Genomic DNA, 14,104 nt, shown 5'->3' with positions numbered 1-14,104 from the left:
GTAAGAAAGAGCCTACTGTTTGTAGGCTCTTTCTTACGTCTTACTTTTTACGACGTACTACAAAAACACACGCACCAACCGACGATACAATCGCCAAAATAGATAAGACAATCGCTATTACTTGCATATTACTAGTGCCTTCATTCTTTTCTACACTAGACACTTCACCATGTTCTCCTGTTAATGACGTACCTTTTGCAATTGTAGTAAGTGAATGTGGTTTTTCAGCTTTTTCATCGCCTGTCCATTCAACAATTTCTCCATCTTTATATTGTTGATATGCGTCCCAAGCTATTTTTTGCTCTTTATCCGGATTTTTAGCGACGAAAGTAAATCGTTGGAATTGACCGGTTAAAATCCCTTCTCCTGTCGCTTCCCATACTACAGTTTTCACTTTTCCAGCACTATCTTTTTGCGCTTCCACTTTCCACCCTGGCACTGGCTCATACTGTTGAAACTCAACGCCAGACGGTATTTTTAGTGTGACTTTTGTTGTTGCTATATTTTTTTCAACTGGTACCTTTATTGTGTAAGTCTCCCATGAATTAACATCAGAAGTTTCTGGCTTTACCGTCACATGAGCACTAACAGGTAACGAAAAGATTCCCATTGCAATTATTGTTGCGATCATTGTTGTTCCTAATTTTTTTATACGTTTCATTTTCTATTAACTCCCTTTCATCTATAACGCCTCTTTATCTGCCACCTACAATAAATTTATAATCTGTATCGAAGCTATCCAGAGATTTTGTTAATCCATGAACATGTATATTCCAGTTTCCTGTCATGTTAATATACATACCTTCTGCTTCATATTCTCCCGGTGAAACTGCTGAAACTTTAAATGAACCTTTTCCCATATTCATATCTAATGATTGAGTAGTTAAAATAATTTGCTCCATATCAGTAACAGGTTGTCCGTTTTCATCCTTTAAAGTAATATGAAATGTATTTTGTCCTACTTTATTAGGACTTACATGTAAAGTAAGTTCATACCCATTATCCAGTTGCTTACTTTCTGTAAAAGGTCCAGTAGGAGGCATCGGTGGTGTTTGTACGTTTGTCATAAAAGCTACAATGACAAAAATGATAATTCCGATGATAAACTCTACTTTCACCGTAGCGCCTAATCCCTTCTGCGCTCTCATTTTCCCTTTCACATAATGTACAATTCCCAATATCCCCATGAAAATGAATAAAAGTATTTTTGCTAATAAAGCTAATCCATACTTCGTATCAAATAAAGAGTGGATTGTTGGAATAAAAAATGTACTGTTAAAAAGACCTGTTATTAAAATCACGATGACAGCACCTGTTGCCCACGGTGAAAAACGCTTAATCATATCCCAATACATACTCCACTTGTCATCCTCTTTACGTAAAAGAAGAATAATGGATGATAGACCGCCAATCCATAATGAAGCTGCAAATAAATGCAGAAAATCCATAACGACAGCAATCTCTTTAAACTTCAAACCATATGCATGACTATTAAAGGCTTTCATAACAAGTATCCCGATAAACAATACTATTGGAATACTCCATACTTTAAACGACGATAGCTTCCCACACTTCATCGCAAAATACGTAACAATTATAAGTGAACTAATAAGAACCATTTGAGTAATCCATACATATCCAAAAACAGAAAGCTGTAACGTTTCTTTTAAGAGTAAAGGATTGAATGCTTCTAGCCATGAAACATCTGCATTTATTTTTGCTTGTAGTGGTAGATTGAATAACAAGCTAATAAATATCCCAAATAAGGAAATCCATATTATGTTCTTACTCCTTGATCGAACCGAGGTTGCATTCCCTTTATACATAATAAGATTAAAGAATAGCACTCCTATAAATAGTGAGAAACTTGTATATAGAACCCCACGTTCCATAATCATATCTATTTGCGGGACATACCCCATCTCTTCTACTTGTACATCATCTGCTCCCGCTTCCGCTGACCCAATTCGGAACGGAATAACTCCTTGAATTGGATGTCCATCAGCTGAAATCACTTTCCACTGAATAGAGTAGAGTCCGTTTTTCAGATTTTCTTTTAACCCTGCTTCTAATAGTTTTTTGTTTTTTTTATCAATATGAGCATCTTTCAAATCGACCCTTTTACCTGATGTATCCCTCACGTACAATGTATTAAAACTTGAAACTTGTATGTCCTCATCGAATTCGATTTTCACAACAGATGGTGCCTTCTTCAAAGTTTCATTTTCAACAGGGTTTGATTTCACAACGTACGCATGAGCAGATGTACTTTTCGGTATCGATATGATAAGCACACATGCAATTAATAACCATGTCCCTAACTTTCTCATTACTTTCACAATCACTTCACTTCTTTCTTACTCATCGCTATACTTCCATTCCTTTAACTTTCCAAGTTTGATTATCGGGCGAAATATTAACCTTATTAAATATAATCTTCTATACAGTATAACTATTTATTTCTCTCTCACCTCTAAACTTCCAATATAATAGTAACTACCTTCATAGATACTACTTACATTTTTAAAGTCGATTGTTATTATATCATAAAATATATTTACGTAAGTTCCTGAAGAAGAAAAGTTATCGTGAATCATTTGTGAAGAAAGTGTGAAATACATAAATAAAAAGGTATTACGTTATTACGTAACACCTTTTAAAAAATATCCCTCTTCTATTTCTCTTCCGGATAATCACAATACTCTATGATTGTTCCCTCTGTATCCGCTGGGTTAAGATAGATTAATCTTCTGCCGTGTTTATTAATTCGAAGTGTATGCTTTAACGTTCGAATACCTTGTTCTTTCAATTCCTCTAAAGCCACATCTAAATCATCTACTCGATACGCAACGTGATGAACACCTTTACCTTTTTGTTTAATAAAACGGGCAATTGGAGATGTCGTATTATTCGTCGGTGCAAGTAATTCAATTCTATCTCCATCCACTTCAAGAATGGCTACTTCGCTTTCCACACCAGGAGCTTCACTTACGTAACGATCTATTAAAGTTCCTAGTAACACATTTTCATAAAAACGTATCGTACTATCTATATCACGAACTGCGATTCCGATATGATCAATTGTTTTTTTCATTTTATTTCCCCTACTACTTTATTTTTTCTCATTATTAATAGTAACAAAAAAAGCTATAGAAACAAGTCTATAACTTTTTTTATTTAACCTATTTTCTTATCTGCTCTAGTTGCTGGTTGAACTTGGTTTTTCACTTTTAAAATGCTAATGCCATATCCGATAAATCCACCGATAATCGCTGGGAAGATCCAGCCTAGTCCTACTTCCTGCATCGGAAGGAATTTAGTGAACACTTGGCTTACTACTTCAATGTTAACTCCAGCTGCACTTAATCCATCGAATAAGCTGATGATAAATGTTACGATCAAGCTTACTTGATAAACTTCCGCTCTTCCTTTAAATAATGAATGGAAGAATGTTAAGAAAATCAATACGATTGCTAGTGGATAAATTGCTGTTAATACTGGAACAGAAACTGCGATTAATTGTGTTAATCCTACGTTTGCAACAATGGCACTAAATACACAGAGCGTGATTGCAATTGCTTTGTAAGGAACATTTGGGAATAACTTATGGAAGAATGAAGAACATGCTGATACAAGTCCCACACTAGTTGTTAAACACGCTACTGTAATCATTAATCCTAATAATACTCCGCCGTATGATCCAAAATAGTAGTTAGAAACTTTCGCTAATACTTCTCCACCGTTCTCTAAATGTCCAAGCTTTGCAACACTTGAAGCACCCATATAAGAAAGAGCTGTATAGATAATTGCTAAAATAGATGCTGCAATTATGGTCGCTTTTGCACAAACGACCATAATTTGTGTTTTCGTTTTTGCACCTTTTTCTTTAATTGCATTAATGATAATAATCCCGAATACGAATGATGCGAGCGTATCCATCGTTAAGTATCCTTCTTGGAATCCTTTAAAGAATGCATGTGATGTATAAGCTTCCACTGGTGCTTGCATATCTCCAATCGGATGTATAAAAGCAACGATTACTAAAATACCGATGAAAGTCAACTTAATTGGCGTTAAAATTTTTCCAACAATATCGACAATTTTCGCGGGATTTAGCGAAAAAAAACAAGTGATGCTAAAGAATATAATTGTGAAAAGAATTAAAGGTGTAGAACCTACTCCCTCTGGCATAAACGGCTTAAGACCAATTTCATAAGATACATTTCCTGTTCTCGGTATTGCAAATAACGGACCGATCGCTAAGTATAAAACTGTTGTAAACACAATCCCGAACACTGGGTGAGCGCGACTTGCTAATGACTGCAAATCATCTTTACCTGAAAAACCAAATGCTAGTACACCTAGTAATGGTAGTCCAACACCAGTTACTAAAAATCCAGCGTTAGCAATCCATACATTCTCTCCTGCTGATTGACCAAGCATCGCTGGGAAAATTAAATTTCCCGCTCCAAAAAATAGTGCAAATAACATTAATCCAATAACTACTATGAACGAAAACGGTACTTTATTCGCCATAATATAACCCCCATTCAAATTTCCTTATCTCATTTTCCAATTTTAACTAATTGAATTTTCTGAATATTTAATTTAAGTATCAACTATTCTTGAACTCATTATAGTTTGCTATATAATATTTTGCAATACTATTTTCGAACTTTTCTTTTATTTTATAAATATACATTTTTTAACATGAAAAATAGACTAAAAAACCAACATGGTCATCCATGTTGGTTTTTCCATTTACTATCATGAATTAAAATTTCGCTGCTACTTTTTTAACGTTTTCTAGACCTTCTTCAACAATTTGTTGTGAACGATCTGGATATTGATTGTGCCCTTCAATTACAACTGTCTCTGGATTTGTAATTCCCCAGAATCCAAGTACAGTTGTTACGTAATTAACTGCCATTTCCATAGGAGCCATTTGTTCTGAAGAGTAATCTGAACCACGAGCACCTAACACAACTACTTTTTTACCACCAACTAAACCTTCTGGGCCATTTGCTGTATATTTAAACGTTTTTCCAGCTTGAGATAAGTATGAAATATATGTGATTAATGGTGCTGGTACTGTAAAGTTCCATAATGGGAATGCAAATACAACCTTATCAGCTTCTAAAAACTGATTTAAATATTGATCTACTGTAGCAACTGCCTTCTCTTCTTCAGCTGTTAACTCCATGCCTTGGCTACGTTTATATCCACCTGAAATCGCGATATTTCCGTAATAAGGAAGATCTAATGCAAATAAATCTAATTCCGTAATTTCTGTATTTGGATTTGCTTCTTTATAAGTACTTACAAATGTTTCATACATTTTTGAACTAACTGCTTGCTCCGCTGGACGATCGTTTGCTTTTACAAATAATACTTTTGACATTTTTTTATTCCCCTCTACATTCTTATTTTCTTCTTTTTTACCAAATAACGAGCTAAATAATCCCATTTTCTTCACCTAAACTTTCTTATCATATTCATTATTCATCATCATAAAAATTCTTATTCTAATAAAAAGTTCCAATTGATACCTTAAGTAAAGCCAATCAAAACTTTTTGTTATTTAATTACCTTATGTAAGTGATTGTAATATAGCAACTTACTTTAGTCAAGTAACTTTTAATAAAAAACAAAATCTCAATTTAAAAATATTAACTAAAATACAATTGAACACCAAATACATCTTTATTACTTGTATAATAAACTTAGAGAGGAAAATTCATATATAGAAAGGATTTATTCATGAGCACTATAGAAAAGATTCAAACTTTTATTATTCTTTTTGCTGTTACATGCGGCATCGTACTCGGACAATTTAATATGATACATACGTATTCAGACAAGTTTATTGTTCCCTTCTTATTTTTTATGCTATATGGATTATTCCTCAGCATCCCATTAAAAGAAATAAAAAACGGATTTCGCAATTTAAAATTTGCTGGAACAAGTCTTACTATTAACTTCTTATGGACACCTTTACTCGCTTGGGGGTTAGGGGCACTATTTCTTTCAGATCATCCAGCACTTTGGGTTGGATTTATAATGTTAATGGTTACTCCATGCACAGATTGGTACTTAATCTTTACTGAAATAGCGAAAGGAAATGTAGCACTTTCTACTGCAATTTTACCTGTAAATTTAATTTTGCAAGTTCTACTCCTTCCAATTTATTTATTTTTATTTGCTGGTGTCATGAAAACTGTAGCGGTTTTTGTTTTAGTAGAAAGTATTGTTATCGTAATCGTCTTACCATTTATACTTGCACACGCTACAAAATTCATTATGAATAAAATGAAAAAAGCTGAAACTCTCGAGAATAAACTCATTCCGTTTTTCAGCTCTGCTCAAATTGTATTTTTAAGTTTAGCAATAGTAGCGATGTTTGCATCACAAGGTAAATATTTACTGCAAAATATGAATGTCGTTTTATTATTACTCGTTCCTGTTCTATTGTTCTTCATCATTAATTTTTTACTAGGACAATTTATCGGGCGCATGATGCATTTATCTTACAAAGATACAGTAAGTCTAAGCTTAACAACGTTAGCAAGAAACTCACCTGTTGCACTCGCTATCGCTGTGACCGCTTTTCCAGATGAGCCTCTTATCGCACTTGCACTCGTTATTGGACCATTGATTGAGTTACCAGTACTAGCTGGTGTGTCACAAGTTTTGTTGCTTATTAAGAAAAAACGGCAATACGCATAATAAAAAACGTCCCATTTTGGGACGTTTTTTATTATGGAAAGATTACATACAACACTTATTTCTTATTTATCATTACAAATGAAATTACCGAAACTACAAACATAATAATACCAATTATAATAAAGTGAAACTTTAATCATTGGGGGTTTTGTTCATCCCCCAATGATTATTAGCCCTCACCACTCCCGCATTAACAGATCCTTTCTAATTAAAAATGATAGGAAACGTAAATATGACGAAAGCTGCCCAAAGTCCGTATATTGGCAAATACTTCGTAACGGCATCTTGGATAGCTTTTGGTCCTGATTTATTTTGCAAGAAACGCATATAGGAAAACATAATCCAAATTAGATTTGCCCAGATCAGTATGTTTACACCTAAAACAGCTAGTCTATTAGGTGTAATCCCGTAAGAAGAAAGTCTAAATACGATGGCTGACAATGCAACAGTATCAATAATAAGTGCCAGAACAATTAAGGCAAAATTTATATAATCTGAAATACTCTTTTTCTCGTCTGAGTCACTCTCAACGATAGAAAATATAGTAACAGCCAATACACCAAGCAGTATTCCGTTGAAGGCCATTAGGAAATTGCGATCCAAGAATGGATTTTTCCCGACCAAAATTACCGTTATAAGATAGATAAGCAAGGTAATCAGGACGAGAGGACTAAAAATTTTAGATATGTATGGTGTAATATTTTTAGCAAGCTTAAGATTCATTGATACTAAGTATGCAGTCACAATAGCGAGAGCCGCTGCTCCAAATAAAACAACATTACTAAAATAGAATTCTCCTATATCTAAGTCAACAAAGCTAAATAAACGCATGGTGAATATTGCTAGTATCATTCCGCTCACTGCCATGCTCCCGTAGAGAAGACAATATTCTAAATTAAATTTAATATAGGCTAATCTTGTACTGCCTTTTGAATATTCATTTCCTGTAAATGCAAGCCCTACTAAGACCCATAAAAATATAGGAAGATGTAAATACGCAAGGATGGTACTGTCTTTATAATTTATTGGCAACGTATTAAGATACACCCCGGAAACTAGGAATAACGCTATAAGGGAATAAATAATACTTTTTTCCGGCTTATTATTGTAAACAAAATAAGCAGCAATAAAGGGAATTACACCAAAAGCCAAATTAATTGGAGCAATTGCTTCCTGCTCAACAAAGTGGAAAATGATTCTAGTGCTTATGCCGGCCAGAATAGCTAAAAGGCCCATGAATAAGAAACCTTTTTGAAACAAAGATGTTTTTTCTTTATTTACTTTCTCCTTAAAATGCAACCTTTCATACCAAGCACCTAGAATTTGAGAATCAGGGTTTTGGTCCCATGCTTGTGAGAATGCTTTTTTAAAAGCTTTCGGATCTTTTCTATACATCTTCTCCAACTCATGGGGGTTATCCATATGTTTAACAATCAAATTGTTAATGTTCATAGTTATACCTCCTCTAATTTTAAAAATAAGGTTGTTACCTTTTAACAAAAGCACCTCACTCATTTATTATGATTTTGATTTTAATACAAAATTTATCGTTTTACAATAAAAAATTATTATTTAAAGGATTTTTTTTATCGTTAAATTTTATATAAAAGAAAAAACAAAAGAGCATGACATAAAACTGTCATGCTCTTTTAACAAATTAATTCTCAAATACAAAATTAATCTTATTATCTTTCCACTCTAATTTCGCATCAAACGTTTTCTCGCCCTTTTTAAAGCCTTTAATTAAATCAGTCTTTTCACCTTTTAAGAGCTTTGTCATATTCTTTTGCGAAATTGTTTTACTTAATATCTTCTTTGAAATGGTGAAATCACATTGCGTTGTATTATAGTTAGAACAACCGTAAAACGTTGTCTTATCAATTACATCGCCATCACATTTTTTACAGCTACCAACCTTTTTACCCGTTGTAAATTTCGATCCTTTTCGTTCAATCGATTCAACATGTAGTCCCGTGAAATCCCACTTCTCAGACATTTCCACTGCGTCTTCAATAATTTTAGCTGATAGCTTTTTCGTCTGTTCCATAAATGTAGCTGGTGAAGCTGTACCTTCACCAATTTCCGCAAGACGTTGTTCCCATTTCGCAGTCATTTCCGGTGAAGCTAGTATTTTGTCACCAATTGCGGTAATTAATACTTTTCCTTTATCAGTCGCATACACTTGGTTTTTCTTTACATCTATATATTTACGGTCTTTCAGCATCGTAATAATACCCGCGCGGGTCGCTTCCGTACCTAAACCTTCTGTTTTCTTCAATACCTTCTCTAGCTCTTCATTCTCTAAATACTTACCGGCTGTTTTCATTAACGTAATAAGTTGTCCTTCTGTATAACGCTTCGGTGGCTGTGTTTTTCCTTCTTTCACTTTCACCTTTACAACTTTTCCTTCTTCACCTTCAGCTACAATTGGAAGAATGGTTTCGTCATCTTTATCGTCTTGGAAAATAACTTTACGCCAACCTTCTTGAATTTGCTGTTTTCCTTTCGAAATGAACGCAGCACGTTCGTCTACAAGAGTTGTAATCGTTGTATAGTCAAAAATCGCTACTTCATAATGCGCCGCAATTAGTCTTCTTACGATCATATCGTAAATTTTCTTTTCATCACCTGATAGTTTGCTTGGATTTGTAACTTGCTCTGTCGGTATGATCGCGTAGTGATCTGTTACTTTCTTTTCATTTACATAACGCTTATTGTTCATAATGGATTCAACCGGAGCCGGTAATAAACCTTTATATTCATCAAACTGACTTAACTTCTGTAAAATATCAGGGAAAGTCGCTGCTTCTCCTTGAGTAACATAGTTAGAATCTGAACGTGGATAAGAAACAATCCCTTTTTGATAGAGTGCTTGCGTTATATCAAGCGTCTTTTTCGGTGAAAACTTAAAGGCTTTATTTGCCGTTGCTTGCAGTGATGATAAGTTGAATAAAAGCGGCGGCTGAAACTCTTTACGCTCCGTTTTCATTTCCTTCACAACAGCCGGTTTCCCTTGGCAAAATGCCGCAATTTTATTCGCCATATCAGGGTCTTTTAAGCGGGATTCATTATCCTTCTCCCATTTCCCGTCATATTTCTTTCCTTCTATATTAAAGGTTGCAAACACTTCCCAGAAAGGCTCTGACTTAAAGTTTTCAATTTCTTTCTCACGCTTTACAATCAATGCTAACGTTGGTGTTTGGACACGACCAGCAGAAAATACATCATTCATTCCTTTTTTCTTTAACAAAATACTAAACACACGTGATGCATTCATGCCAACAACCCAGTCAGCACAAGATCTTGTGTATGCTTCGTAATACGTATTAATTGTATCTGATTCATCAAGTAAATTTTTAAACCCTTGATAAATTGCTTGCTTCGTTAAAGACGAAATCCATAGACGCTTCATCGGCTTTTGCACGTTACAAAGATTAATAATATTTCGTACGATCAGTTCCCCTTCACGCCCAGCATCGCCTGCGTGAATAATTTCTGTTACCTGTGGATTATGTAACAGCTGTTTCACAACGTTAAATTGCTTATACTTTGACTTTGTAACTTCAAATTGAAAACGCTCTGGAATCATCGGTAACGTATTAAGTGACCATTTTTTCCACTCTGCGTGATAATGCTCTGGATTACATAACTGCGTCAAATGACCAATTGCCCATGTACAGTACGCTCCATTTGGAAATAACTCATTCGCTTCTACTTCTAAATATCCATCTTTCCGGCGATATTTAAACTGTGAAACAAGAGCCAACCCTTGATCTGGTTTCTCGGCAATAATTAATTTCATTTTATAACTCCCTATCTGTATTCCAGTGTTACTTTCATTGTATATATGTTTAGAAGCGATGATAAAACAACAATCTTATTTATCATTCGCGGTTTGTCTCGCAAATGTGAGACCTATAATATTATACGCTTATTCTTTATGGCTTCACAATAGAAACTCATAATATAACAATTTCTTTCACATGCTTACAATTAAAAAAGACGCCCTAAAAAATCAAGCGTTCCTTTGCTTACATCTATGAAATTGTGCAGATAATATGCAGATATTAATAAGCATAAGTACTCTCCATATAAACATATGATGAAATGAACGATAGGACAAGGAGGTATCATAATGTTTGCTTATACGTTAACTACCTTAACACTTTGCTGTACCTCGATTCTTATTACATCCTATATTTCTAAACGTAAGGGTACCCTAATGGAGTATATGGTATTTATTATGTCTTTTAGTATGAGTATCGGTTTAAGTATTGGTTTTTATTTAGGCATTCTCTTTAAGGGGGAATTACTATATTCTACTTTACTTGCTATTTTAATTAGTGGTTTTATCGGTTTTTTAGTGGGTCTACGTTTTCACCTATATACTGCTTTAGAAGGAATGTTCTCTGGATTAATGGCAAGTATGATGGGAGCAATGATTACAGAAATGTTAAACGCTCAACAAGCTCATAGTATATTGTTCATTAGCCTTTTACTTACTATAACGATTACTATGTCCTGTGTGATTCAATTGTTATCGGAGAACTTTTCTACTTTTATCCAACAGCGTTTTTTGTTATTACTTTCAATTAGTGTAGTAATTATCGTTGCCGTATTCGCGACATTCCCAGATCATACTCCTGCACCTGGGCATAATCAACATATACATTAGTACTTGCAACAAAAATGAATAAGCAGCTATCCATAGGATAACTGCTTCCTATTATTCTGGCTTATTAGGAATGTTTTGGTTTGGAACATAGTCAGATTTATAATCTGTATAGTTCACTTCCGTTACCATCCCTGCTGAAGCATGATGTAGGTCGTGACAGTGGAACATCCACTCACCGGGATTGTCTGCTACAAAGGCTACTTCATATTCTTCTCCTGGTTTTAAGTTCAATGTATCTTTTACAATTGGAGAACCTTTTATCGGTTTTCCATCTTTACTCAACACCTGAAAGAAGTGCCCGTGTAAATGCATTGGGTGATCATCCATTTTAGAACGATTTACCAACTTCACTTTTACTAAATCACCCTTTTTTACTTGAATTGGGTCAATATCCGGAAATACCTTTCCGTTAATTGTATATACCATTTCATTTCCATTCATTTGCGTATTTAAGTCCATATTATATGTGGCAGTATACTCTTGATTTAACGTGAAACTACCTAATTTTTTAGTACCATATTTCATTATATCTACTTTCGGTAATTTTTCTTTTTCGTCTGCTTTATCTTTCATCTCTTTGCTGCCATCATATTCAATAACAGCTTTCATTCCTTTTGCACCTTTATTTTTCGAATGGTCTTCAACATACCATTTCCCAGTTTTATTAGCAGTAAATTCAATATCATAACGTTCGCCCGGTGCGATTGAAATTACTTTATCCTTTATAACTTTTGGATCGTTTATTGGTTGACCATCTGTCGCAATTACTTTTATATCATGACCGTGAACATGTATATCATGTGATAGATAACCAGCATTAACGAGTCGAAAACGAACTTTATCTCCCTTATTCACTTTCAATGGCACTACTAAATCACCGCTTTTTCCATTGATTGTGAATAAATCATACATACTCATATCATGACCTTCCATCTTCATATTTCCATGGTCCATTCCTTCCATATTACTAGAGTCTTTTTGATCACTGCCCACGTCCATACCAGAATGATCCATGCCGTTCTTATCATCATTCTTTTCCTCATTTTCATTACCTTTAGATTTATTACCTATTTGCCCTTTTGTCATTTCTTTTAACTGCTTATTCATTTCTTCTTTATCTGTAACCCATTCATCCAACATTAATGTGTAATCTTTATCATATTTTTCCTTTGTATCTTCTACAATGAGCGCTCCATACAAACCTCTATCTAATTGATTTACAGAATCTTGATGCGAGTGATACCAGTACGTTCCTGGTACGTTCGCTTCAAATTCGTAAGTGAAACTTTTTCCTGGTTCAACTGCATCTTGTGTCACGCCTGGAATTCCATCCATGTTATTTGGGACAGGATATCCATGCCAATGAATAGATACTGGTGCAGATAATTCATTTTTTAATGTCACTTTCACCTTTTCACCTTTTTTCACCCGAATTTCTGGACCAGGAGATGATCCATTAAATGTCCAGACTGGAACAATAACACCGTTACTTAACTTTTGCTTTTCTTCTTTCGCTATTAAAGTAACTTCTGGTCCTTTTTCAACCTTCAATGGTTTTGTAGCTGTTTCAGTCTGTATTGTTTTTTTATCTTTCATATTTTTATGATCATTTGTTGTATTTGTGGCCAAAGAACATGCAGCAATTAAAAATATTACAGAGACCGTAACAGCTTTTAATACAAATCGCTTCATGGAAAATCCCTCCTTTTTCAAAATCATTATAGAAGTTGATTTTCAAGAAAATAAGGAGATGTAATTAGATTTTACGTAAGCTAATTGGAAGATTACTAAAAGTGGAGACATTACAAGAGGCGAATATTTTAGAAATACAAAATGCTTTCCTTGTAGCGACTATATTAGCCGTTCTCGTATTTGTTTTGACGTTATTTCTTAAGAAACAATAACACTTCTATTATTAAATAAGAAAAATGTAGCTAAAATGCTCTTCACAAAAGAACTTAGATTTTTGTATAATAAGAACTAATGTTCTTCACAGACAATAGACTCAAATTACACAAATATATCAAATAGAAGAGGATTGATATACGATGAAAATTGATAGACCAAAAATTTCACCAGAGTTATCTTCAAAGAATTTTCAAGATATTTTTTATGAAGAAGATCCAACATTGGAAGTGTGTGAAATTATAGACTCCACTTTCGAAAATGAATCTGTAGATAGAGTACGATTATATGATGCGGTGATAAAAAACTGTAAGTTTACTAATACAGACTTTAGCAATATTGATATTACAGATGTTTGTTTTGAAAACTGTGATTTATCAAATGTTAATTTAAGCAATTCTTCTGTTCACAGAGTCGAATTTAAAAACAGTAAATTAATCGGAGTAAATTTCACAGAATCTAGCTTAGGAAATGTTAAATTTGAGAATTCAATTTTGAATTTAGCGGCATTTGGAAATTCCAAACTAGAAAAAATCATCTTCAATGAAACTTCATTAAATATTGCAGATTTTTTTGACTGTAAACTTAAAAAAGTTGAATTCCAATTATGTAGTCTTGATGAAGCTAATTTTGATCAGACATCACTGAAGGGGATAGATATTAGTTCTTCTAGCTTTGATACGCTTACAGTTTCAGTGAACGATTTAAGAGGATGTAAAGTATCAACATATCAAGCTGTTCAGTTTGCAACTTTATTAGGATTAATAATTAAAGATTAGTATTTCGAAGATAAAAGAA

Annotated in this window: 11 protein-coding genes; 3 read left to right on the top strand and 8 right to left on the bottom strand. The window is 33.9% G+C overall.

The window, feature by feature from the left end; translation table 11 throughout:
- Positions 1-40: 40 nt before the first annotated feature.
- The 5 genes from AC0ONG_RS07940 to AC0ONG_RS07920 all read right to left on the bottom strand — a co-directional run bounded on the left by AC0ONG_RS07940 (position 41) and on the right by AC0ONG_RS07920 (position 5,467).
- On the bottom strand, positions 41-661 hold the full coding sequence (locus tag AC0ONG_RS07940) for a YcnI family copper-binding membrane protein (RefSeq protein WP_000821388.1): 621 nt from the start codon (positions 659-661) through the stop codon (positions 41-43).
- A 34-nt stretch (positions 662-695) separates the two neighbouring features.
- Complete coding sequence (locus tag AC0ONG_RS07935) at positions 696-2,345, bottom strand: copper resistance CopC/CopD family protein (RefSeq protein WP_002083252.1); 1,650 nt, start codon at positions 2,343-2,345, stop codon at positions 696-698.
- A 329-nt stretch (positions 2,346-2,674) separates the two neighbouring features.
- Positions 2,675-3,094 (bottom strand): VOC family protein, encoded by a 420-nt coding sequence (locus tag AC0ONG_RS07930; protein WP_000750851.1) that lies wholly within the window; start codon positions 3,092-3,094, stop codon positions 2,675-2,677.
- Between the two features lie 83 nt (positions 3,095-3,177).
- Positions 3,178-4,536, bottom strand: a complete 1,359-nt coding sequence (brnQ, locus tag AC0ONG_RS07925) for a branched-chain amino acid transport system II carrier protein (RefSeq protein ID WP_001284783.1) — start codon at positions 4,534-4,536, stop codon at positions 3,178-3,180.
- A gap of 238 nt (positions 4,537-4,774) precedes the next feature.
- Positions 4,775-5,467 (bottom strand): FMN-dependent NADH-azoreductase, encoded by a 693-nt coding sequence (locus AC0ONG_RS07920; protein WP_000522502.1) that lies wholly within the window; start codon positions 5,465-5,467, stop codon positions 4,775-4,777.
- A 293-nt stretch (positions 5,468-5,760) separates the two neighbouring features.
- On the opposite strand from AC0ONG_RS07920, the gene AC0ONG_RS07915 reads away from it, so the two are divergent.
- Entirely contained in the window at positions 5,761-6,726 is a 966-nt protein-coding gene (locus AC0ONG_RS07915) for an arsenic resistance protein (protein ID WP_000103813.1), read from the top strand.
- Positions 6,727-6,930: 204 nt separating this feature from the next.
- On the opposite strand, the gene AC0ONG_RS07910 is transcribed toward AC0ONG_RS07915, so the two are convergent.
- Positions 6,931-8,178: a DUF4153 domain-containing protein gene (locus AC0ONG_RS07910; RefSeq protein ID WP_474203549.1), complete on the bottom strand. Its 1,248-nt coding sequence runs from the start codon at positions 8,176-8,178 to the stop codon at positions 6,931-6,933.
- Between the two features lie 205 nt (positions 8,179-8,383).
- Positions 8,384-10,528 carry a DNA topoisomerase III gene (topB, locus tag AC0ONG_RS07905; RefSeq protein ID WP_127725749.1) on the bottom strand — a complete coding sequence of 715 codons (2,145 nt, stop codon included), beginning with the start codon at positions 10,526-10,528 and terminating at the stop codon, positions 8,384-8,386.
- A 333-nt stretch (positions 10,529-10,861) separates the two neighbouring features.
- Here topB and AC0ONG_RS07900 point away from each other — a divergent pair, with 333 nt between their 5' ends.
- Positions 10,862-11,401 (top strand): hypothetical protein, encoded by a 540-nt coding sequence (locus AC0ONG_RS07900; protein ID WP_000458542.1) that lies wholly within the window; start codon positions 10,862-10,864, stop codon positions 11,399-11,401.
- 51 nt (positions 11,402-11,452) lie between these two features.
- Here AC0ONG_RS07900 and AC0ONG_RS07895 read toward each other — a convergent pair whose 3' ends face one another.
- Positions 11,453-13,093, bottom strand: a complete 1,641-nt coding sequence (locus AC0ONG_RS07895; protein WP_000820011.1) for a multicopper oxidase family protein — start codon at positions 13,091-13,093, stop codon at positions 11,453-11,455.
- A gap of 356 nt (positions 13,094-13,449) precedes the next feature.
- On the opposite strand from AC0ONG_RS07895, the gene AC0ONG_RS07890 reads away from it, so the two are divergent.
- Entirely contained in the window at positions 13,450-14,085 is a 636-nt protein-coding gene (locus tag AC0ONG_RS07890; RefSeq protein WP_000687269.1) for a pentapeptide repeat-containing protein, read from the top strand.
- Positions 14,086-14,104: the final 19 nt, after the last annotated feature.

It is taken from the genome of Bacillus sp. TCT6 (genome assembly GCF_056033845.1).
The sequence above is the reverse complement of the archived record's forward strand: the minus strand, read 5'-3'. Positions and strand labels throughout refer to the sequence as shown.